Raw genomic sequence first — 21,760 nt, 5'->3', positions numbered from 1 at the left:
GTATCCAAAAGTAGTATACGATTTATTAAGAGAATTGCAATATTAATTTCTCAAAATCTTCTTCAGTATTGTATACATTACAGGAAACTCGCATAGCATTTCCTCTAAAAGAGACAAAAATTTGTGCTTTCTTCAATTTTGCCTTAATCTCTTCTAAATCGATATGATTAGGAAGGTAAATTCCGAATAAATGATGCGCTCTATATGCATCATCTTCGATAAAACATCCTAGTTCGCGGAGTTTTTGAACAGCATTTTTGGAAATACTTTTTCCATATTCCTGAATGTTTTTTGGTTGCCATGTAATCAATTGTTCGATGGCTCTTATCATCATTGGAGTTAACACAAAGTTACTGGATTCTCCTACGGAGTATCGAGCTGCTTTCTCCTGATATCGATCTTCATATTTGGTAAGTCCAGAAAAGTCTTCACTATTATACCGGTTCATCCAATTATGTTCGATTGGTGTACCATTATTAAAAGCATCACTATAATAAGCCATTCCAATAGCATAGGGGCCTAATAACCATTTATAACCACCACAAACTAGTGCATCCGGTTCAATTTCTTTTATTGAAAAAGGAAAAGCACCTACACTTTGTGTTCCATCGATGACCAACATCGCGTTTACTGTTTTGGTTTTCTCACGAATTGCTTTTAGATCAAATAAAGTGCCATCTGCCCAGTGTACATGGGGCATTGCAATTACTGCAGTGTTTTTGGTGATAGCTTCCAGAATATTTTCATTCCAGCGTTTACCTCTGTTTTCTAATTCAACAGGAGGTTTAATGACTTTGATGATTGCATCATTTTTCTTTGCAACTTCTTGCCAGATATATACATTGCTAGGAAATTGTTCATCTACCAGAATGATTTCACCCCCTTTTTTAACGGGTACATTGTTAGCAGCATTAGCAATACCATAAGAAACTGATGGAATTATCGCAGTGTTTTTATAACTCGGAGCATCAATGAGCGTTGCAAAACGCTGTTTTAGAATTTCTTTTTCATTAAAGAAATCTTTAGGTAGTATCTCGTAGGGATGTGCTTTTCTTTTTACAGATTGTACACCTATCTCGGTTACGGATTTTAATTGAGGAGCCATATAGGCTCCATTGAGATAGGTGATTTCTGGTGATAGATCGAATAGGTGTTTTTGATGTTGCATATACACTTTAAGTAAAAAACTAAAATTAGTGTATCGATATCAGATGTAAAAGTGTTTATGAAAATATTAGGAATCCCCTATTGTTTTATTGAACTCTTAATATGTTTAAAAAAAATTAAAAGTTGAATGTTTTATCCTTTTAAAGAAACTTTGTTTTATCAATTACAATTATCTTCTGTGTTAAGAATATCAGTATTCGTTTTAGTTGAAATACTTGTGCAATTATTGGTTTCGGGATCAATAACAGGAAAACTTCCTCCCTTAATATGTTGCAGATTATTTAGTCTGGTAATAACCATTTTTTGTAAACTTAATTTTTTATTTTTCATTCTCCCTTTTTTAGATTTTGCATTTTGTTCTTGATTCGAATATAAGTAGAGTAATACAATTACATCTTACTTTTTTACGGTTTTATATCCGTTTTCAGTGAAAACAGGGTGATAAAACAAGATAAATATCAATTCGTTACCTAAAGTTTTAATTAGCTAGAATTTGTTTTTCTAGTTCTTTGATGAAATAAGAAGGATGTATTCCATTTTGTTTATAAAAAGCTTTAGAAAATGCATCTGTAGTATTAAAACCCATTTCTTGGGCAATGGCTTTTATCGTATAGTTTCTAAATTTAGAATCTGTCTTAAGCCTTTTTATTGATTGATCTATTCTAAGACCATTTATATAACGATTAAATGATTTCTCTTTATAGGTATTAATAATTTTAGATAGATATTTAGAATTGGTTCCAAATCTCTTTGCCAAAATGTTTATAGATAAATCGGTTTCGGTAAATCCTATTTCATTTTCAAAAATTGTTAATTTGCCAAGTATGTCTTTTATACTTTCTTCAGGAATAGTAAGTTTAGTTTTTTCCGTCTTTACTATTATTGATATGTCTTGTTTTTTTTGAGGGTCTTGATTATGAAAAAGCTCCTGAAATCTTAACTTATATTGTTTTTGTCTGCGATGATTAATTAACCATAAAACAAATAGCGAAAGACTAACAATAGCCAATATACTAATGATTGTATGAGATGTTTTTTTTCCGGTTGTTAAGCTGTCTATAATTTCTTGTTTTTCGGAAAGTAACCTTGGTGTATCGTAATTTTGTACTACGGTTTTCATTAAGTATCTATAATTAGTATGTAGTACACTATCTACTGTGATTAATTGTTTGATATATTTTAATTGATTATCCTTATCACCTAACTTCTTGTAATAATTAATTAAGATTTCATAATTCTCTCGATTATTAGGCATAATCTCAGATATTTCTTGAAATATATCATCTACATTAATATGCGCAGCAATAGCCTCCTTTTGTTTGCCTAACGCCATCATCGTTTTTCCATAAAAAAAGTAAGCCATAGATAAATTAGCTTTATCATCATTTATTTTAAACTCTTCGATAGCGATCAGTAAGCTGTCTTTGGCTGTTGTGAAGCTTTTTTTGTCAAATAAATTAATTCCTTCATTTAATGTAAAGTAGTATTTGAAACTTTCATCATTAAACTTTATTGATTCCTTATAGCCAAGAACGTTAAAAGTAGTAGCAGAATCTAGTTTTTTATTCAAATTATAAGCATCAGATAACGCAAATAATGTCCTCAAGTAAGTCCTTGGTTTTTTTTCCTTAAGTTTTGAATAATACTGATAACATTGTCTAAGTTCCACTAATGCTGTTTGGTGTTCTCCAATCCTATTTTTTAAGATTCCAATATTTTTTTTGCTAGTATAAAAAAGGTGGGTATTTTCAAATTCTTTTGCTTTTTCAATGGTTACTAGATATAAATCAAGGGCTTTCTTAAAGTTCCCTTGATCATATGCTATTCCGGCTTTATTATAATAAGCAAATGCAGGATAAGATTTGGTTTTTAAGTTATTTGCATATAGAATCATGCTATCCGCATATTTTTCGGTAATTTTTTCATCCTGAGTAATACGTGAGAAATAATAGAAGCCATCTGCTATTTTGGAGGTGTCCTTATCTTTTTTTGCTTTGAATAAATATGATTGAGCGTATAATATTGCTTTTGATGAATCCTTTGCATTCTTGAATACCATTTTTTTTAAATATGTATATTCTTTAGTAAGTAAGCTATCAAAAGAGGTCTGAAAAGCAAAAAGAGTGTTCGTGTTTAGGATTATAAATTTTAATTATTGATGCACTAAAATAACTTCCTTTTTTGTGATAGCATATATTTTAATCTTTTCTGTAGGTTCTAGCGTATGATTGCCAGTAAATTCTCCAAAAGCAGGAAGGATGAGCTGGTTTTCTTTCTGATAAAAACAAGGTAAGCGGAGACGCTGTTTACCAAGACCACCTAAAAGTACTCCAGGATGAATATGACCACAAAAATTAAAAAACCCCTCTCTTTCTTCTGGATAATGGCTAAGTAAAAAGTTGTCTAGAATCAATTCTGAACCTAATTTGATGTTTATTTCTTCATATTTATGAGGAGAAATAATATCGTGATTCCCTACAATTAAAATAAATTCTGCCTTAGTTTTAGATATCCAATCAGAAAATAATACCCACTCATTATTAATAAAACTATGGAAAAGATCTCCTAAAAAGTAGACTTTAGAAGGATTAAAAGCATGGAGTACCGTGTCTAATTGTTCAAAGTTTTTGAGAATAGCTTCTTGTGGTACCGCGCTGCCATGTTTTCTAAAGTGGGATACTTTACCAAGATGTAGATCAGCAATCAATAACGTGTTTCTTTCTTCCCAGAATATAGCACCAGTTGGGTGAAGAATAAAGGTTTGATTTTGTATCTGTATGGTTTGGTTCATTACTGAAATTAGTTTTCAAATAACACCTCCCTTAATCCCTTCTTTTTAGGAGGGAAGGTTTAGTTTCTTAAGCGATCATTTCTTGGATAACAAAGCTACCATCTTTTTAATGCGATTTTCGAGTTTTTCGCTAGATAATTTTTCTCGCAGTCGATCTGTAATAATGGGAAATGAAAAAGGGGTTGCTTTTTTGCAAGATTTCCATATGATGGATTGCCGCTCAATTCTTTCTAAGGCTTTTTGTAATCTACCTTCTTCTAATTGATGTTCAAAAGTCTCTATAAAAGCTTGCTGATACAATAGATTTTCAGATTCGTAATCTCTAAATACATTGAATAACAATTGTGAACTGGATTGCAGATGTTTACTTTTTAGCATTTTATCAGGGTATCCTGTAAATACCATTCCTGATATTACTGCAATATCTCTAAATTTGCGTCTAGCCATTTCTGTTGCATTCAAGCTTTTTTGAAGATCACTATGCATATCATCTTTAGTAAAAAGATCGTTGTCAATTACCTGTTGCATATCAATCTCTTGATCGGATAGAAGTTCAAAACCGTAATCATTAAACGCTATAGAGAAAGAAATTGGTGATAAAAGACTGATTCTGTATGCTAATAAACTTCCTAAAGCTTCATGAACAAATCGACCTTCGAAGGGGTAAAAGATAGCGTGATACCCTTCTCGTGTTTTGAATGTTTCGATCAGAAATTCATCGGATCCCGGAATAATACTTTCTTCTTCTTGTTTTTTAAATATATGCGAAAGCGCTTTTAGTTCAGTAGATTTTTTTTCGTTAGTAGTAGAGGAAGCTTTGTATAATTCACTACGCAATAATTCAGACATTTGTGATGTTAGTGTTAATCTACCGCCCATCCAACTAGGAACTTTAGAAGTTTTTTTAGAGGATTTTCGTACTAAAACCTTCATCTCCTTTATTCGTACAAGTTCCAGATTTCTTCCTGCAAATGTAAAGACATCTCCAGGTTTTAATTTAGAAATAAACCACTCTTCGATACTACCAATATATCCTCCTTTTAGGTATTTTACAGTTAATACAGCGTCACTTACAATAGTTCCTATTTGTAGCCGATGTCGCATAGCGACTCCTCTGTTATTAACTTTAAACAATCCATCTTCTAGAATTTCTACTTTTTTATATTCATCATATTGCTGTAGACTTTGACTGCCAATGGTAATGAAGTTTAATATCCATCTCCAATCATCTTCTGACATTGCTTGATAACAAAAAGTTTTTTTAATTTCATGATAAATTTTGTTAGGATAAAATCCATTAGAAACTGCCAATGTAGTAAGGTATTGAACCAGTACATCAAAACTATTTAAATATGGGATACGGTCTTCTACCGTATTGTGTTTTACCGCTTGTTGTAACGCTGATGCTTCGATCAACTCTATAGCGTGTGTTGGTAAAAAATAAATAACACTGGTTTTACCTGGTTGATGACCACTGCGACCTGCACGCTGCAGAAATCTGGCAACTCCCTTAGGACCTCCAATCTGAATGATCGTTTCTACTGGAGCAAAATCTACACCTAGATCCAGACTTGAGGTACATACTACAGCTTTTAATGATTCATTGCGGATAGCTTGTTCTACCCAAAGTCTTGTTTCTTTGTTAATACTTCCGTGATGCATTGCCATTTCTCCTGCAAACTCTGGATATTTCTGTAGTATTTTCTGAAACCAAATTTCGCATTGACTACGTGTATTTGTAAAAAGTAATGTGGTTTTACTTCTTTTGATAATCGGGAGAACTTCGTCTAATAAATGAATGCCTAAGTGCCCTCGCCAAGGAAAGGTTTCCATTTCTTTAGGAACAATGCTTTGAACCTTAATCTTCTTTTTAATATTAGCTTTGATTAATACCGAGTTCTGTAAAGCATCCGATTCATATCCCAATAATACTTCTCGAGCTTGTTCCAGATTTCCAATTGTTGCGGAAATTCCCCAAATTCTAAGGTTTTTTGAAATTGTCTTTAATCTGGATAATGCTAATTCGATTTGTACGCCACGTTTAGTTCCTAATAATTCGTGCCATTCATCAATTATGATAGCAGTGCAATCTTTAAAAGTTTTATCATATCCTTTTGAGGCAAGCAACAGTTGTAAACTTTCGGGAGTGGTAATGAGTAAATCTGGCATGGAACGTTTTTGTGCTGCTCTTTCTTTTTGAGAAGTGTCGCCGGTTCTTATTCCTATTGTAAGTTGCGTGTTTAGATCCTCAGCAAACCTTTCTGTAGCTTGCTTAATTTCTTGCGAAAGTGCTCTTAGAGGCGTTATCCATATGGCTTTTAAACCTTTTTTATGTTTCGTTTCGTAATCGGGATTATGTTTTATGTAATTTAGAACAATAGGAATCCATAATGCGTAGGTTTTTCCACTACCAGTTGGCGCGTTTAATAGTCCGTTTTTTCCTTGTAAGAATGCTTTCCAGCTTTGTTTCTGGAATGGAAAGGATTTCCATTGCTGTTGTTGGAACCAAGATTCTGCGATTGTAAAAAGCTCTTTTTGTGTCATGAATCACTGGTTACATTTGGAATTAATGCTTTTAAGTCTTCTAAACAATTGGCTTCTTCAATTTTTTTGTCCTGTCTCCATCTTAAAATACGAGGAAAACGGGTGGCAACACCACTTTTGTGTCTTTTAGAGAGTGCAATTCCTTCAAAAGCTATTTCAAAAACTAATTCTGGGGTAACACTTCTAACTGGGCCAAAACGTTCTAGTGTATTTGCCTTAATAAATTTATCAACTTCTTTAAATTCGGCATCGGTAAGACCAGAATAAGCTTTCGCAAAAGTTACGAGCTCTGTTTTATCATCATTCCAAAGTCCGAAGGTATAATCCGTAAATAAATTAGATCTTCGACCGTGCCCCCGCATTGCGTATGTCAGGACAGCATCAATTGTTAAAGGATCCACTTTCCATTTCCACCAATCACCTTTTTTGCGACCTACTAGATAAGGAGAATCTTTTCTTTTAAGCATCAATCCTTCTGATCGTACTTCTCTAGACCGTTCGCGCTCATCAGCTACTGCTGACCACGAGTTGAAAGTCATTTTCTCAGAGAGATGTAATGGTGTTTCGTGTTTCATATAAAGTTTAGAATCACAGACTTTTTGAAATAGTTTTTCTAATAATTCTCTACGATCAGAAAATGGATGATTTCTAATGTCATTTCCTTTCCATTCTAGCATATCATATACTTTTAAGATCACAGGAGTTTTCTGAAGTAGGTTTTTTGATACTGTTTTTCTTCCTATCCTTGTTTGTAGATCATTAAATGTTCCAATCTCTCCATTAGGAAAAGGTAGAATTTCGCCATCTAAAACGGTCCCGTTAGGTATAATACCCAAAAACTTCTGAAATTCGGGATATTTGTCAGTAACTAGTTCTTCTCCACGACTCCAAATAAAAATTTCATTATTTCTTATGATAACTTGTGCTCTGATTCCATCCCATTTATGTTCAGCATACCAATCTGCTACGTTTCCCAGATCTGAAACTTCATTTTCTACAGCATATGCTAGGTAGAAGGGATAAGGTTTTGAAAGAAAATCAGATTCATTCTTTTTTAATATTAAGTCTTCAAAAGAAATAGTATTAGGATCCCAATTTCCCATTAATTTATAGGCTAATATATCTTCATCAATTTGTGTAGCTTTGGATAAGGCACGAGTCATTAGCTTTTGGCTGACTCCAATTCGAAAACTACCAGTAATTAGTTTAGTGAATACAAAACGCTCATAATAGTTAAGTACTTCCCAGTTTTTTAGTAGATATGTCTTTTTTTCTTCTTCGGATTGCTTCTTAAGAGCGATCATCTCTTCTAGAAATTGTGTAAGCGTCTTTGTGGAACTTTCTTCTGACGCTGGAATCACCAAAGCAATAGTTTCTGCAAGATCACCAACAATATGGTAAGACTCTTCAAACAACCAAAGCGGAATGTTTGCTAATTCTGAAGCCCAGGTTCTAAGCAATGTAGTATTTACAGGTCTTGGAGGTCTTCGATGAGAGAGAATCGCGATAGTCCATACTTTATCTTTTTCTTCTGCTTGTTCAAAATATGAAGCTAGCGCATTTACTTTCAAATTGGTTTTATTAGTGCTGTCTAGAGTTTTGATGAGGTTTGCAAATTGTTTCATTCTATAACCTCACTTTCTTTTTTGGTGTCTATTTCAGCGAGCTCACCTTCATATTGTGTTTTTTCTGTACGAGCATCATACCCTAATTCTCTCAGGTATTTAGAAAATATCTCTGTGTATCCGTGTGTGGTAATAACTTTAGTCGCTTCCGTTTCTTTGATAGCGGTTAGCAATCCATCCCAATCGCAGTGGTCAGAAAGTACAAAACCTTTATCGATTGCCCTGCGTCTTCTGGCTCCTCTAAAAGCCATCCATCCACTTGCAGAAGCGGTGACATAAGGCACCATTTTTCTTATCCAGGTACTCCCATGAGTACTAGGAGGGGCTATCACTATATTTCCGATAAGCTCTTCTTTTTTAGTTTCTCTCGTAATTAAGGTAGTTTTAGGAAAAGATACCATTGGTCGTATCACATTTGTCATATTCTCTATAGCACCGTGTGTATAAATCTTACCAATTTCAGGATTTACATATTTTAAAAGCCGTTGAGCTTTTCCAAGGGAATATCCAAATAGGATAGAGGTTTTTCCTTCAGTTTGGTTTTCTGACCACCACTGGTTAATATCTCTAAAAACTTCTTCTTGAGGAGCCCATTTGAATGCAGGTAACCCAAAAGTACATTCGGTAATGAATGTATGGCATTTTACAGGTTCATAAGGAGTTGATATTCCGTCATCTTCTATTTTATAATCTCCGGTAAATACCCAAACTTCACCCTTATGTTCAACTCTAATTTGTGAACTACCAATAATATGACCGGCAGGATGGAAACTGAATTTTACGTTGTTAATTGTAAAAGTTTCTCCATATTCTTTTCCTGTAACGAATATATCACCTAATCGATGTTGTATAATTGGAATGTTTGTATGATGTGTTATATACTGTTTGTGTCCCCATCGACTATGATCCGCATGACCGTGAGTAATAATAGCTTTATCTACAGGTTTCCATGGATCGAGATATACTTTTGCGACATCACAATAGATTCCTTTTTCTGTAAATTCTAAAAGCGGTCGATATGACATAGATGATAATTACAACTCCATTTTACTTGTTTGATTGAAATTACGGAATACTATTTTGACAAAAAAGTGTTTATAGAAATATTAGGAGTTGTTGACATCCTTTTAGGGATATTACTTTTTGCTCTAACGGATGATTTCCTCTCTTTATATGGTCAGAACAAAGGAATTGTTGTGTTAATTCGAGATTATTGTAATTAACTGTTATTTAGTGTTTTATGTGGTTTTTTATAACTTCCAATTCCACGAATTGGAGGTTAAGACTCTTGTTATTCAGGGTTTTCTGAAGTTATCTTTGACCAAAGATTATAAAATCAGACTAAATAATATTGTTTTGAAAACACCTATATATTATATTATTAAAAAATATCTGGATATCTCTGGATATCATTTCAGTATGGATGAATTGAACCTTCAATTGATAAGTCATCCGAATTTCCCGAATTTAATTGCCATAGTAGATCTTTTTAATCATCTGGGAATTGAACATTATGCTCTTGAACTTCAAAAAGAACTTTTAATTCTTACAGAATTACCGCAGTACTTTTTAGCAAATATTGTTGGAGATAAAGGACCACAATTAGCATTAGTTTCTAAAAAACAAAACAAATTAATTGTAAAAACAGATAAAAAAGAAGAGCAAAGCATTTCCAAAGAGGAATTTATAAAGATTTGGTCTGGAATCGTTATCTGCATCAATGATGAAGAAAAAGATGCGGATGAAAAGAGAATAGGTTTCGCAACTTCTGCTCAATCTATTGTATTTACAATGGCAATAGTAAGCATAATGACTATCATGTTGAAATCAGACTTTACAATCTTTCAACTTATTTCATTCAGTCTTTCTGTGCTTGGAGTATTTATTAGCTTTTTGATTATTCAGCAAGAAATAGGTTCTGGTTCTAGTACTGTGGTTAAATTTTGTAACGCTTCTGAGAAAACAAGTTGTGAAGCAACTATTAATTCTAAAGGAGCTTTGTTGTTTGGAGTTCTAAAATTAAGTGATATGGGGATTGTTTATTTCTCGTCTTTACTATTACTCTGGTTATTTAGTTCAATAAGCGCCGCTTCTCTGGCCCCATTAATAATACTTGCTGGCTATTGTAGCGTACCAATGATTTTATATTCGGTACTATATCAGTGGCTAGTAATAAAAAAATGGTGTCTTTTATGTTTAGGAATTGGGAGTGTTTTACTCGTTCAGTTTTTGAGCTCATTTATAGATGCTAAACCATTTGATGAATTGCTATACTTAATTGAGTTAAACCAAGTTTTGTTATTTTCTTTTGGAATAATTATAGTAACTATGTTTTGGTTTTTTGTAAAACCGTTAATAAAGAAAGACAAGGAGTTATCTATTTTGAAGATTCAGCATCTAAAATTCAAACGTAATTTTAATTTTTTTAAAGCTTCTCTATTAAAAGAAACACCTATAAATACTATTGAAATTCCTAATGAGATTGTTTTAGGAAATCCTTCGGCTCCAATAGCATTAACTTTGATTACGAACCCTTTATGTTCTTACTGTAAAAAAGCCCATAAAGCTGTGGATAAAATTCTTGATATATATCCTCATAAAGTTAAAGTTGTCATTCGTTTTAGTGTTGATTTTAGCAATGTAGAAGATACAGCAACGCAAATTGCACATCATTTGATCCATACATATGTGCAGAAAGGAGAAAGCAGTTGTAGAAATGCACTAAATGATATCTACAGTTTTGATACGAATCAGGATAAAAAGAAATGGCTGGATAATCAATATATCGATATAAATCCAGAAATTGTAACGATTCTTCAGGAGCAAAAAGTTTGGGGAATCAACGAAAAAGTATATCTCACGCCTACCTTATTGGTCAATAATTATGTTTTTAATAGAGAAGAATACATTATTGAAGATCTCCTCTATTTTATTGAAGACTTACAAGAAGAAAATTTACGCTATGAATTAGTGTAAATCACCAAATACAAAATTCAAAAATATTTTTCGCGCGTTGAATAGACATATGTTCTGAGTGTCTTTAAATGTTCAGATCTTATACGAATTCTTAAATTTTTTAAAATGAAAAAAGTGAATGTAAATAGCTTATTTAAAAAAGGGGCTAAAACTTTAGATAGATCAGAATTAAAATTGATTTCTGGAGGAGGTCCACAAGAAACAGATTTTCTTACTGGAGGTACTGTGTCAGGATGCGGTAAACCCTGTGACTTAGATGGCACAGGAGGTTGTAGTGGTGAGTGTAATCAGTGTGCCACTCAATTTAATATTGGCGACCAGACTGGTGGAGACGGTATAAGCGTTGTTAGATGGGGTGTTTGTAGACAACCCTAATAAATTATCATTCCCATATTTATACTATATATAAATATGGGATCCTACTGAAAATAAATGTTATTAATCAGAAAAAAAGTTAATGCAAATAACCTTTTTTAGTAAAGAGGGCTAAAACACTTGATAGGTTGAATTTAAAAGTAATGTCGGGAGGAGGTTATTATGAAACCTCTTTTCCGGATGGAGGGAATTCCACTAGTGTATACGGTAAAGTATGTGATATCTATGCATATGACTGCTACCACAGTGAATGTAATACGTGTATCCCTATGGGATTTGGTTTAGGAACTGCGGGGAATTGTGGTCAGCAATAGGAGATTACATTCTGTTTGAATAACAAACGAATTATTATAACAAAGCCCATATTTATATATAGTATAAATATGGGCTATTTATTCTCTTAAGGGTCTAATACCCCGAGGCTTGCCTCGTCAGTAAATGTTTAAAGTTTGAAAACGTGTTCCTATAAAATGCTCCGCGGGCTTGCCCCGGAGAAATTTACTGGAAAATATAGACAGATTCCGGTAGGATTATTTGCAGGAATTCCGCAATTGAGTATTCCAATTCATGAATTTTAATGGCTATAGTGGTAAGTTTTATCTGGATGATAATGCTATTTCTTTTCTAGATAGTAAGATTTTTTTATAGGTTGTCAACACAGACTCTTCCATCTGATCGACAATTGTTATTTGAAGCATATACACAAATTGTTATAGGCCCACAAGAGTGAACTAATTCTGTAATACAAGTAAATGTAGGGTCTGGACAAGTGTCTGTATCACATTGTGTTGCAGAAAAATCTATTGGATTTTCTCCAGTTCCTCCTTTGATGTGTTGTAAACCATTTTGATTAAGTTTAGCAATTTTAATTTTTTGTAAGCTCAGCTTTTTCCCTTTTTTGTTTTCCATGGATATTTATTTTTTATTGAACACAAGTGTATAAATAATTGTAATCCAAGATGTTTAAAAACAGAAGTCACAATTTTGAATATTGTGACTTTGTCATCATCTTATTTGTAGTCTTTTTAGTTTGCTACGCAGAATCGCTCGTTGGATCGGCAATTGTTATTTGTACCAAATAATGGTCCGCAACCATCAGTAATACAAGTGTCTGTCGGATCTGGACAAGTGTCAGTATGACATGCTGTTGCAGAGAGATCAACTCCTATCTCTGTATCTCCTCCGATAATATGACGTAAACCATTTTGATTAAGTTTGGCAATTTTAATTTTTTGTAAGCTTAGCTTTTTCCCTTTTTTAATTTTCATAAATGTTCGCTTTTTGTTTCCGATATAAAAGTAAACATTATTTCACTTAAAGAATTAAGTTTGTAAAATTTACTAATGTATTTTCAAGGAAAAAGCACTTTTAAAAACTTAATAATCAAAATGTTATGAATTATTCTCTTTTTCGAGTAATTTAATGAAATAAGATGGATACATTCCTGTTTTTTGATAAAACGCCTTAGAAAAAGCTCGATCATTATTATACCCAAGTTCTCGTGCAATTCCTTTAATACTATAAAGTCTAAACTTTGGATTTTCTTTAAGTTGTTTGATTACATAATCTACTCGTAATTCATTAATATATACGCTAAATCTTTTTTGTTTATACTGATTAATGATTTTGGATAAATATTTAGAATTTGTATTCAGTTTTTTTGCTAAAGCTGCAATCGTTAAGTTACGAGCTAAGAAGCCATTTTTGTGTTCGAATTGTGTGAGTCTTTCCAGAATTTCTTCTACAATATTTTCTGGGATATCAATAGTTTTAGTATTTTTTTCGACCGTAATCGATGATTCTATAGCTTTTGTTTCGGGCTTATTTTTCGGGTGCATAATGGCCTGATACCTTCTTTTATATTGTACTTTTCTATAATACACTGATAAGAAAAATATACTAAGAATAATTACAACTAATAAAGTAATACTGTATTTTAAAGATATTATTTTCTCCTTTTTCTGTAGTGTTGTAATTAGAAGTTGTTTTTCTTCTAATAACTGAGGAGTGTCATATTTGTTGGTTATTGTTTTATGTAAATTTCTATAATTAGCATTGAGAACACTATCTACAGCAAATACCCTATTAATGTAATATAGTTGTTTGTTTTTATCATCTATCGACTTATAATGATCAATTAATAATTCATAACCTTCACGCATTTCTACGGTGCGTAGTTTTTTATTTTCAAAATACCAATCAATTTTTTCTAGAGATTTTAATGCCATTTTGGGACGACTAAGCGCTATATATATTTTGCCTAAGTGTAGATGTGCATCGATTAAAGAAGCTGTGTCATGAGCATCATATTTTTCGATAAAAGGAATAGCCTTATTGATACTATACAGCGAGGATTCATATTGCTTATCACCGTATAAATTAATTCCTGAATTTAAAACAAATTGATAATAAATATTGAGGCTATCTTTTATCGATTCCTCTAATCCTACTTGAGTATAATAGGATGCAGAATCTTGCTGATTCAATTTTCGATAGGAATTGGCAAGACCTAAAATTGTTGCTAAATGTCCTTCTCCCTTAATTTCATTTTCATTTTCATAGGTTATGATTTCTTTATACATCTTCTTGGCATCTTCGTACTCTCCAAACTCTAATTTTAAGGTTCCAATACTATGCTTGATATCATTAAAAGCATTATTATTTACCTTCTCTGCTAAGCTTAAGGCAGTAAGGTAGTCTTCTAAAGATCGAATATAATTACCAAGTTGTTTATGAACTCCAGCACGGCTAATATAAGTAGCGAGAGGGTAAATAGGATGTTTTATTGCACCGCTCATAGTAACAGAACTATCTAAATAGACTAACCGTTTTGGCAAATCACTAAAATGATTAAAGGATACCTGAAAATATCCCATGGTCATTCCCAACGAATCTTGTTCTTGTTTGCCTTTTTCTAATAATATATTGGATAAAGATGTGACTTTGATGGAGTCTTGTACATAGGTGCGGATTAAACCCTCAATTTCATCGAATGTTTTGGTTTGCAAAGAATCAGGTATTGTAATTTTTTGAGCATAACCAACGGTAGTAATGAATAATAAAAAGATCATTAATATGATCTTTATTTTTTTGATATGAAGAGTTTGCATAGCCCAAAAATATTGAAATAAATAAGGATTTCCATATCAGAAAATTAGATTTCGTGCTTTTCTATAACAAAGCAATGAAACTTTATCAATCCTGAAAATAGTTTTTTAATTATAAAAAAGGATAATTATATATTTTAAAAGGAGTTTAGTTTGGTTATATTTGCGGCAAAATAAACAAAATACATGATGTCTATATCTGATTTATTTGATAGTGGTTTTCAAAAACGAAATCAAGATCATTTTGCTGCGATTGTTAGAGTGGCTATGAGTGATGGAATAATAACGGATGAAGAGCGAGCTTTCTTAGATCGATTAGCTCGAAATCTTAATATTTCTGAGAATGATTATAAGGAAATATTAAAAGATTACGCTTCTCGTCCTATCAACCCTCCAACAAGTTACGATGCAAGACTAGAAAGACTTTTTGATTTGGCTAGAATGGTATATGCGGATAATATAAAAGGAGATGATCAAGTTATATTATTAGAAAAGTTATGTATAGGATTAGGTTTTAGATCGGATAATGCTAAGTATGTTGTAGATAAAGCCCTATCGTTAGTAGATCAAAATGTAGATGGAGATACGTTTGCAGATGAGATTAAAAATATGAACCGATAACTTTTTATCTGGTTTCGATAAATTATATAAAAAAAGCCGCTTTATGAAGCGGCTTTTTTAGCTATTTGTTTAACTATTTTATAGATTAAATCTTCTTGTTCAAACGGTTTAGCAATAAAATCATCCATTCCAGATCGAAGACATTTGTCTCTTTCTATTTGGGTGGATTTTGCTGTAAAACCGATTATAGGAACTTCTGAAATTACTTTATCTCCATAGTTGTTTCTTATCATATGGGTTGCCTGATATCCATCTACCTTGGATAGTTTTAGATCCATCAATACTAAATCATAATTTCTTCTTTCTAGATAGCTGATAGCTTCTTCTCCATTAATAGCTACATCGACAAAGAAACTACCATGACTGATTAGGATCTTCATAATCAAAAACTGAGTGGCTTCTTCGTCTTCTACTAGTAACACTCTGAATTTCTTTTTAGATTCTGGTAGATTATATTTTTTCTTTTTCTTTTCGGGAGAAGATTTTGTTATTTCAAACTTAAAAGGTAATTTAATATCGAAAGTAGTTCCGTGTTCAGGTTTACTGGTGACTTTAATTTCTCCACCTAATAAATCTACCAAATCTTTTACAATTGCTAATCCTAATCCTGTGCCCGAAATTTGTTTATCCTCATTAAAACGTGTAAATCTTTTAAAAATATTTTCTAAGTTTTCCTCCTGTATCCCTAATCCGGTATCTTCAATCTTAAAACTAATACTTAATTTGTTAGTACGTTGATAATTTTTAGTAACCGAAAGACTTACTTTACCTTCTTCAGTGAACTTAAAAGCGTTGTTAAGAATGTTGTTTAAAATCTGAAACACGCGAGTTCTATCTCCGATAAGATATTCCTGGATGTTGGGATCAATGTAGGTTTCGAATTGTATTTCTTTATCTTCAGCCAGTTTGGCGTAAGTTTCTTTAAAACCTTCTACAAGATTAATAAATAGAAACCGTTCTTCGACAATCTTAATTTTACCAGATTCTATTTTAGCAATATCAACCATATCCTCAATCAAGGCGTTAAGATGTAAACTTTGCCTTTTTATGATTCTGGCTAATTCTTCTTGTTCAAAATTTAAATTTGTTTTTTCTAATACTTCTACAAATCCTAAAATCCCCGTTAGTGGAGTTCTGATTTCATGATTTATATTGGAAATAAAACTATTTTTAAATTTCTCTTTTTCGAGAAGGTACTGATTCTTAAGTTCTAATTTTTTACTCTTAAGTATGGATTCGTTTTTCTGCTGAGCTATTTTATTAAGCTCGTGGTATTTTGTAGAATAATCGAATAAAAGAATAACTACTTCCTGAGTGTTTATCTTTATAGTTATATCACAAATTTTTTCAATTTTTCCATCTTCTAGATGAATACAAGGAAAATTATAAGTAGTTTCCTCTTTCTCGAATACTTCGATAAAGCTTTTTAATATTTCAAAAAAAGGATGTGCATCATAGATGGAAGTTCCTATTTTCCATTGGAATACATTGGCATCGGTTTCCTTGATTTTTCCATCATGATGAACTATGGTGCATTGTGTTTTTTGATTAAATAGCAACCTTTCTTCTTGATATGTCATAATACTAGGTAGTTATTTCCTTGGCAAGATCTAAGAAGAAATCCTGCACATTTTTATTGGTTTTTGCACTCGTTAAACAATCAACAACTATATTTTGTTCTTTAAACTTTGTAATAGTTTCCTTTTCATTCACTAAATCTAATTTATTACCAATAACCTTAATCGTTACTTTTGGATGATTTTTAGTTAGATACGCTAGATCTTTATTAAGATCTTTATAAGTATCAATTCTGGTTAAATCAAATACATAAATAAATGCATTAGATCCTAATAAATATGATTTTCTTGTGTCTTCTATATCCGCATGACCTTCAGTATCCCAAATGATCATAGATAGTTCACGTCCATCGGGCATTTCGATTACTTTCTTTTTTATCTGAACACCAAGTGTTACTTTATAATCTTCAGAAAATTCGTTGTCGATAAAACGCCTGAATAAAGACGTTTTTCCAACACCGAAGTGTCCTAAAAGCACTACTTTTTTAGACAATTTCATCTTCAAAATGTTTTTTTAATTTTTTAGTAAAAAGCTCACTATTTTCTAGATCTCTTTTTGAAATATTATGTTGAGCAAAATTAATAATTTGATCTTCTAATACCTCTTTAAACATCATATTATATGCTCCAGAAATAACGGCGGCGATATAATAAGAATAAAAATTTTGTACATGAATAGTATATAACTCGTATTCTATTGTTTCGAGGTTTTGATTTCCTCCCTGAAAAGCATCTTCTACAAAACTTTTAATAGCAGTTAACATTCCTGCAACCATATCTTTGTCTACAGTATTTTCGGATAAAGGACTGTAATCAGCTATCAATAATCCAGAATCTTTTTCAATGACGAACATCTGGATCAACCTTGGTTTTGCATAATCTGTGATGACTAAGTCACCATCACTAATTCCTTGTGCTCTAGCTTTAGTCCTTCTAAACCAATTTTTAAAAGAGAAGGCTTGTCGAGTTTTTTTATTAATATTTTCACTCAATAACTTCATCTCATGTGCAATATATTTCTTTATCATCTTACCGATAATAGGAAACAATGCTTCGACTACGGCATCCTGCGAATTTTTGATTTCTTCTTTTAAAGCTTCTGTAATGGTTGGTCCCAGAGTTTTGGGTATTTCCTGAACAAACTCTTCTAATTTATCATCTATAATAGGATCTACCTTATGAGAAAGTTCTTGTTTTTGATGAACTATTTTACTTAGTTCATCGACTTTTTTTGCAATGGAGTCTGCATACTCCTTCTCTTCAGTAAGAAGAAGTTCTTTAAGAATCTTAAGTTTATCCTGCTCTTCCATAACCTTGGATAGACAGATTACTTCTTATTGATTTTCTCTCCCATTGCGATCAGGAGATCACCTAATGTTTTTCTATCCACTTTTTTATTATCCAGCATTTCTACTTTATCGGCTAGATTATCCTCCAATTCTGTAATCCTGATATTTATATCAGTACTAAGATTGTCTATTGCCTGGTTTAATTCTTTTCTTGTGTCTTCGATAAAATCTTCCAGCTCCTTTTTTTTAGAAGAAATATCCTTTTTTACTGCATCGAATTCAGAATTGTAAGCAGCAATATTCTCTCCGAAGATTAGATTTTTTATTGCTTCTATTTTTGAAGATGGATCGTTTACTACTTTTTCTTCAACAGCTTTATTTTCTTTCGCCATTTTGGTTAATTTATGTTGTTGTTCTATGAGCTATACGTAAATTTAACATAAAAACATTAAAAACAAGGGTTAAGCACTAATAATGTTAAATGTTGTTAGCTTTTATGACGAGTAAGATAGATTTTTAATCATAGAGCTTAAAATGATTATGGGGAGAGCTCTTTTAATCTTTCTTTTATCTATGTTGCAAGAATAATAAAAATAAAAGTATTCAACAGATTTTTGACTCTTTTTTTTGTCAAATACCTTCCGTTGATTTATCCAAAATGGAAAAGAAGTAATCAAAAAGTAATTGGTTATTCGACTAAATCACTCTGATGCTTTCATAAAAGATTCTACTTTATTTACCATATTTTTACTACCACAAATAAAGGGAGTACGTTCGTGTAATTCTGTAGGTTTGATCTCTAAAATTCTTCTGAACCCATCACTAGCTGATCCTCCTGCTTGTTCTGCTATAAAAGCCATAGGATTACACTCATATAATAAACGAAGTTTTCCATTAGGAGATTTAGATGTACTTGGATACATATAAATTCCACCTTTGATCATATTACGGTGTATATCGCTCACTAATGATCCAATATATCTAGAAGTATATGGACGATCTTCTTTTTCTTCTTGGCAGTATTTTATATAATCTTTGATTCCTTGCGGAAAATGAATATAATTACCTTCATTTACCGAATAAATGTTGCCATCTTCAGGAAATGTCATATTAGGATGTGATAAATAGTAAGTTCCTAAAGCAGGATTTAAAGTAAAACCATTAACACCGTGGCCTGTAGTGTATACCAACATAGTAGAAGTCCCATAAATAATGTAACCCGCAGCAACCTGTAAATTCCCTGGTTGCAGGAAGTCATCAATAGTCACAGGTGTTCCTGTTGGCGTTACTCTCCTGTAAATCGAAAAGATGGTCCCAACTGAAACATTAACATCGATATTAGAACTACCGTCTAATGGATCCATAAGGACAACATAATTATTCCTGTGATCACTTTTCTGTCCTTTAATAGTAATGAAATCATCGTTTTCTTCAGAAGCTATTCCACAAACAATTTCTCGGTTAGTAAGTGTATTGATAAAAGTTTCATTAGCAAGAACATCGAGCTTTTGTTGATCTTCTCCCTGAACATTAGTTTCGCCAACCGCTCCTGTAATATCAACCAAGCCAGCTTTGTTCACTTCATGGTTTACCATTTTTGCCGCCAAACGAATTGAATTGATTAATCGAGAAAGTTCTCCACTAGCATAAGGGAAATCTTTTTGATTTTCAATAATAAACTCTCCTAAGGTTTGGTTTTTTCGTGCCATCTTGGTTATGTTGATTTTGTGCAAAAGTATTATTTTTTAGATAACTACAACGTTTTCGCTATCCTAATTTGTTAAACTTTTTTAAGAATTGTAAAAACTTAAATTAGATTGGGATAACATTATAAAATTGTCTGGTTTCTAATACATATTTTATAGTTTTGATAAACTTTTGACCTATGGATTATATAATTAGAGATGCTGTGGCTAATGATATGCCACAAGTACTAACACTTATTGAAGAATTAGCAATTTTTGAAAAAGAACCAGATGCTGTGGATGTAACAGTTAAGGATTTAATCAAAGATGGTTTTGGAGCGCAACCATTGTTTCATTGCTTTGTTGCCGAAACAAAGGATGAAATTATAGGTTTAGCATTAGTTTATTTTAGATTTTCTACCTGGAAGGGAAGAACAGTACATCTTGAAGACCTAATTGTTAGAGAATCTATGCGAGGAATCGGTGTTGGAATGGCACTTTACAAAAGAGTGATGTTATATGGAAAAGAAAAAGGAGTAAAAAGAGTAGAATGGAATGTTTTAGATTGGAATAAACCAGCAGTTGATTTTTACTTAAAAAGTGGTGCTAAAATTCTAGAAGGATGGCAGGTTGTTCAAATGGATGAGCAAGGATTGAATGAATTCGTTTCAAAAATTTAATAATGGTCTCCAGAATTTGAGTTGATCATTAAATTAGTATGTTCATGAGAGTTTTTAAGTTTGGTGGAGCATCTGTAAAAGATGCTAAAGGTGTAAAAAATGTAATCAATGTATTGCAAAAAGTAGGTAATTCTAATATAGTAATTATCGTTTCTGCAATGGGTAAAACCACCAATGCCATGGAGACTATTGTAGGTTATTATTTAAACAAAAATAAAGAGCTTAAGAACTCCATAGATTTCATAAAAAAGTATCATATCGAAATACTGAAGGATCTTTTCGAAAATAAACAACATCCAGTGTTTGAGAAGGTCAATTCACTTATTTCGGATATGGAAACAACACTAAAGAGAAATAAGTCTGTACAGTATGATTATGTATATGACCAGATAGTCTGCTATGGAGAATTAATTTCTACCACGATTGTTAGTGAATATTTGTCAAAAGAAGGATATGCAAATCAATGGCTGGATGCCAGAGAAGTTATCAAGACGGATGATATCTATCGCGATGCGACGGTTAACTGGGAGGTAACTCAACAAAGCATTACCGAAAAGGTGAATAAAAAAGGGTTGACTATAACACAAGGTTTTATAGCATCCGATACTAATAATTTTACTACTACATTAGGCAGAGAAGGTAGTGATTATAGTGCTGGGATTTTTGCTTATTGTACAAATGCCAATAGTGTATCTATCTGGAAAGATGTTCCAGGAGTACTTAATGGAGATCCAAGGGTTTTTAAGGAAACAAAGTTACTTTCTCAAATATCATATGAAGAGGCTATAGAATTAGCCTTTTATGGAGCTTCAGTGATTCACCCAAAAACCTTACAACCATTACAAAGAAAAGAGATCCCTCTTTATGTTAAATCATTTATTCATCCACTAGATGATGGAACTTCGGTTAAAAAAGGGCAAAGACTAGTACCTCACATACCTTGTTTTATTGTTAAAAAAGATCAGATACTGTTGTCACTTTCTTCACTAGATTTTTCTTTCATTGTGGAAGATAATATAAGTGAAATTTTTAGTCTTTTCCATAGGTATCATTTAAAAGTAGATCTTATCCAGAATTCGGCAATAAGCTTTTCTGTTTGTCTGGATGATAAGTTTAATAGTTTCGAAAAATTGTTGCCTCATTTAAAGGCAAAATTTAGCGTTGTATATGAAAAAAATGTCTCTTTATATACAATTAGACACTTTGATGAAGAAGCAATACAATCTTTAGAAGAAAACAAGGATATTTTGCTTAAACAAAGTACAAAAGAAACCTATCAAATGGTTGCAAAACAGTAAGATGCCCTATTGAATGATTTTGTTA

22 protein-coding genes are annotated in these 21,760 nt (G+C 32.1%); 7 read left to right on the top strand and 15 right to left on the bottom strand.

Translation table 11 applies throughout. The features are described 5' to 3' along the window. Positions 1 to 25 precede the first annotated feature (25 nt). The 7 genes from Q0829_RS09680 to Q0829_RS09650 all read right to left on the bottom strand — a co-directional run bounded on the left by Q0829_RS09680 (position 26) and on the right by Q0829_RS09650 (position 9,152). Positions 26 to 1,168, bottom strand: a complete 1,143-nt coding sequence (locus tag Q0829_RS09680; RefSeq protein WP_298541966.1) for an aminotransferase class V-fold PLP-dependent enzyme — start codon at positions 1,166 to 1,168, stop codon at positions 26 to 28. Between the two features lie 158 nt (positions 1,169 to 1,326). Next, a complete protein-coding gene (locus tag Q0829_RS09675; protein WP_298541965.1) occupies positions 1,327 to 1,497 on the bottom strand; it encodes a hypothetical protein in 171 nt (56 codons plus the stop codon). Between the two features lie 148 nt (positions 1,498 to 1,645). Then, positions 1,646 to 3,226, bottom strand: a complete 1,581-nt coding sequence (locus Q0829_RS09670) for an AraC family transcriptional regulator (protein WP_298541964.1) — start codon at positions 3,224 to 3,226, stop codon at positions 1,646 to 1,648. A gap of 93 nt (positions 3,227 to 3,319) precedes the next feature. After that, on the bottom strand, positions 3,320 to 3,958 hold the full coding sequence (gene pdeM / locus Q0829_RS09665; RefSeq protein WP_298541963.1) for a ligase-associated DNA damage response endonuclease PdeM: 639 nt from the start codon (positions 3,956 to 3,958) through the stop codon (positions 3,320 to 3,322). Between the two features lie 75 nt (positions 3,959 to 4,033). After that, on the bottom strand, positions 4,034 to 6,502 hold the full coding sequence (locus tag Q0829_RS09660; RefSeq protein ID WP_298541962.1) for a ligase-associated DNA damage response DEXH box helicase: 2,469 nt from the start codon (positions 6,500 to 6,502) through the stop codon (positions 4,034 to 4,036). Next, complete coding sequence (locus tag Q0829_RS09655; protein WP_298541961.1) at positions 6,499 to 8,127, bottom strand: ATP-dependent DNA ligase; 1,629 nt, start codon at positions 8,125 to 8,127, stop codon at positions 6,499 to 6,501. The genes Q0829_RS09660 and Q0829_RS09655 overlap by 4 nt, the downstream gene beginning before the upstream one ends. Beyond that, complete coding sequence (locus tag Q0829_RS09650; protein ID WP_298541960.1) at positions 8,124 to 9,152, bottom strand: ligase-associated DNA damage response exonuclease; 1,029 nt, start codon at positions 9,150 to 9,152, stop codon at positions 8,124 to 8,126. Before Q0829_RS09650 ends, Q0829_RS09655 begins: the two co-directional genes overlap by 4 nt. A gap of 331 nt (positions 9,153 to 9,483) precedes the next feature. Here Q0829_RS09650 and Q0829_RS09645 point away from each other — a divergent pair, with 331 nt between their 5' ends. The 4 genes from Q0829_RS09645 (at position 9,484) to Q0829_RS09630 (ending at position 12,056) form a co-directional block, all read left to right on the top strand. Then, a complete protein-coding gene (locus Q0829_RS09645) occupies positions 9,484 to 11,103 on the top strand; it encodes a vitamin K epoxide reductase family protein (RefSeq protein WP_298541959.1) in 1,620 nt (539 codons plus the stop codon). A 105-nt stretch (positions 11,104 to 11,208) separates the two neighbouring features. Further along, on the top strand, positions 11,209 to 11,478 hold the full coding sequence (locus Q0829_RS09640; RefSeq protein ID WP_298541958.1) for a hypothetical protein: 270 nt from the start codon (positions 11,209 to 11,211) through the stop codon (positions 11,476 to 11,478). Positions 11,479 to 11,606: 128 nt separating this feature from the next. Then, the gene (locus tag Q0829_RS09635; RefSeq protein ID WP_298541957.1) at positions 11,607 to 11,792 is read left to right on the top strand and encodes a hypothetical protein; all 186 of its coding nucleotides are present in this window, start codon (positions 11,607 to 11,609) and stop codon (positions 11,790 to 11,792) included. 135 nt (positions 11,793 to 11,927) lie between these two features. Beyond that, a complete protein-coding gene (locus tag Q0829_RS09630; RefSeq protein ID WP_298541956.1) occupies positions 11,928 to 12,056 on the top strand; it encodes a hypothetical protein in 129 nt (42 codons plus the stop codon). A 64-nt stretch (positions 12,057 to 12,120) separates the two neighbouring features. Here Q0829_RS09630 and Q0829_RS09625 read toward each other — a convergent pair whose 3' ends face one another. The 3 genes from Q0829_RS09625 to Q0829_RS09615 all read right to left on the bottom strand — a co-directional run bounded on the left by Q0829_RS09625 (position 12,121) and on the right by Q0829_RS09615 (position 14,549). After that, positions 12,121 to 12,387, bottom strand: a complete 267-nt coding sequence (locus tag Q0829_RS09625; RefSeq protein ID WP_298541955.1) for a class I lanthipeptide — start codon at positions 12,385 to 12,387, stop codon at positions 12,121 to 12,123. A 116-nt stretch (positions 12,388 to 12,503) separates the two neighbouring features. Then, positions 12,504 to 12,746 (bottom strand): class I lanthipeptide, encoded by a 243-nt coding sequence (locus Q0829_RS09620; RefSeq protein ID WP_298541954.1) that lies wholly within the window; start codon positions 12,744 to 12,746, stop codon positions 12,504 to 12,506. Between the two features lie 123 nt (positions 12,747 to 12,869). Further along, entirely contained in the window at positions 12,870 to 14,549 is a 1,680-nt protein-coding gene (locus Q0829_RS09615) for an AraC family transcriptional regulator (RefSeq protein WP_298541953.1), read from the bottom strand. Positions 14,550 to 14,774: 225 nt separating this feature from the next. Between Q0829_RS09615 and Q0829_RS09610 the strand changes: the two genes are divergently transcribed. Next, positions 14,775 to 15,206 carry a TerB family tellurite resistance protein gene (locus Q0829_RS09610; protein WP_298542805.1) on the top strand — a complete coding sequence of 144 codons (432 nt, stop codon included), beginning with the start codon at positions 14,775 to 14,777 and terminating at the stop codon, positions 15,204 to 15,206. A 41-nt stretch (positions 15,207 to 15,247) separates the two neighbouring features. Here Q0829_RS09610 and Q0829_RS09605 read toward each other — a convergent pair whose 3' ends face one another. From Q0829_RS09605 to fbp, 5 genes are all read right to left on the bottom strand, one after another. Further along, the gene (locus Q0829_RS09605) at positions 15,248 to 16,786 is read right to left on the bottom strand and encodes an ATP-binding protein (RefSeq protein WP_298541952.1); all 1,539 of its coding nucleotides are present in this window, start codon (positions 16,784 to 16,786) and stop codon (positions 15,248 to 15,250) included. A gap of 4 nt (positions 16,787 to 16,790) precedes the next feature. Further along, entirely contained in the window at positions 16,791 to 17,282 is a 492-nt protein-coding gene (locus tag Q0829_RS09600) for a Rab family GTPase (RefSeq protein ID WP_298541951.1), read from the bottom strand. Next, positions 17,269 to 18,093 (bottom strand): cell envelope biogenesis protein OmpA, encoded by an 825-nt coding sequence (locus tag Q0829_RS09595; protein WP_298541950.1) that lies wholly within the window; start codon positions 18,091 to 18,093, stop codon positions 17,269 to 17,271. Before Q0829_RS09595 ends, Q0829_RS09600 begins: the two co-directional genes overlap by 14 nt. Positions 18,094 to 18,110: 17 nt before the next feature. Next, complete coding sequence (locus Q0829_RS09590; protein ID WP_298541949.1) at positions 18,111 to 18,464, bottom strand: fructose 1,6-bisphosphatase; 354 nt, start codon at positions 18,462 to 18,464, stop codon at positions 18,111 to 18,113. A gap of 309 nt (positions 18,465 to 18,773) precedes the next feature. Continuing rightward, positions 18,774 to 19,781 carry a class 1 fructose-bisphosphatase gene (gene fbp / locus Q0829_RS09585; RefSeq protein ID WP_298541948.1) on the bottom strand — a complete coding sequence of 336 codons (1,008 nt, stop codon included), beginning with the start codon at positions 19,779 to 19,781 and terminating at the stop codon, positions 18,774 to 18,776. 176 nt (positions 19,782 to 19,957) lie between these two features. Here fbp and Q0829_RS09580 point away from each other — a divergent pair, with 176 nt between their 5' ends. After that, positions 19,958 to 20,437, top strand: a complete 480-nt coding sequence (locus Q0829_RS09580; protein WP_298541947.1) for a GNAT family N-acetyltransferase — start codon at positions 19,958 to 19,960, stop codon at positions 20,435 to 20,437. A gap of 44 nt (positions 20,438 to 20,481) precedes the next feature. Continuing rightward, positions 20,482 to 21,735, top strand: a complete 1,254-nt coding sequence (locus Q0829_RS09575; RefSeq protein WP_298541946.1) for an aspartate kinase — start codon at positions 20,482 to 20,484, stop codon at positions 21,733 to 21,735. The last annotated feature ends 25 nt before the right edge of the window (positions 21,736 to 21,760 follow it).

It is taken from the genome of uncultured Aquimarina sp., assembly GCF_947492405.1.
GTDB lineage: Bacteria > Bacteroidota > Bacteroidia > Flavobacteriales > Flavobacteriaceae > Aquimarina.
The sequence above is the reverse complement of the archived record's forward strand: the minus strand, read 5'-3'. Positions and strand labels throughout refer to the sequence as shown.

Bases quoted from the DNA above. Each gene is read 5' to 3' on its own strand.
- Q0829_RS09595 (WP_298541950.1), bottom strand. From the start codon at position 18,093: ATGGAAGAGCAGGATAAACTTAAGATTCTTAAAGAACTTCTTCTTACT.
- Q0829_RS09650 (WP_298541960.1), bottom strand. From the start codon at position 9,152: ATGTCATATCGACCGCTTTTAGAATTTACAGAAAAAGGAATCTATTGT.
- fbp (WP_298541948.1), bottom strand. From the start codon at position 19,781: ATGGCACGAAAAAACCAAACCTTAGGAGAGTTTATTATTGAAAATCAA.
- Q0829_RS09575 (WP_298541946.1), top strand. From the start codon at position 20,482: ATGAGAGTTTTTAAGTTTGGTGGAGCATCTGTAAAAGATGCTAAAGGT.
- Q0829_RS09675 (WP_298541965.1), bottom strand. From the start codon at position 1,497: ATGAAAAATAAAAAATTAAGTTTACAAAAAATGGTTATTACCAGACTA.
- Q0829_RS09615 (WP_298541953.1), bottom strand. From the start codon at position 14,549: ATGATCTTTTTATTATTCATTACTACCGTTGGTTATGCTCAAAAAATT.
- Q0829_RS09605 (WP_298541952.1), bottom strand. From the start codon at position 16,786: ATGACATATCAAGAAGAAAGGTTGCTATTTAATCAAAAAACACAATGC.
- Q0829_RS09600 (WP_298541951.1), bottom strand. From the start codon at position 17,282: ATGAAATTGTCTAAAAAAGTAGTGCTTTTAGGACACTTCGGTGTTGGA.
- Q0829_RS09640 (WP_298541958.1), top strand. From the start codon at position 11,209: ATGAAAAAAGTGAATGTAAATAGCTTATTTAAAAAAGGGGCTAAAACT.
- Q0829_RS09655 (WP_298541961.1), bottom strand. From the start codon at position 8,127: ATGAAACAATTTGCAAACCTCATCAAAACTCTAGACAGCACTAATAAA.
- pdeM (WP_298541963.1), bottom strand. From the start codon at position 3,958: ATGAACCAAACCATACAGATACAAAATCAAACCTTTATTCTTCACCCA.
- Q0829_RS09680 (WP_298541966.1), bottom strand. From the start codon at position 1,168: ATGCAACATCAAAAACACCTATTCGATCTATCACCAGAAATCACCTAT.
- Q0829_RS09620 (WP_298541954.1), bottom strand. From the start codon at position 12,746: ATGAAAATTAAAAAAGGGAAAAAGCTAAGCTTACAAAAAATTAAAATT.
- Q0829_RS09610 (WP_298542805.1), top strand. From the start codon at position 14,775: ATGTCTATATCTGATTTATTTGATAGTGGTTTTCAAAAACGAAATCAA.
- Q0829_RS09660 (WP_298541962.1), bottom strand. From the start codon at position 6,502: ATGACACAAAAAGAGCTTTTTACAATCGCAGAATCTTGGTTCCAACAA.
- Q0829_RS09625 (WP_298541955.1), bottom strand. From the start codon at position 12,387: ATGGAAAACAAAAAAGGGAAAAAGCTGAGCTTACAAAAAATTAAAATT.
- Q0829_RS09590 (WP_298541949.1), bottom strand. From the start codon at position 18,464: ATGGCGAAAGAAAATAAAGCTGTTGAAGAAAAAGTAGTAAACGATCCA.
- Q0829_RS09580 (WP_298541947.1), top strand. From the start codon at position 19,958: ATGGATTATATAATTAGAGATGCTGTGGCTAATGATATGCCACAAGTA.
- Q0829_RS09670 (WP_298541964.1), bottom strand. From the start codon at position 3,226: ATGGTATTCAAGAATGCAAAGGATTCATCAAAAGCAATATTATACGCT.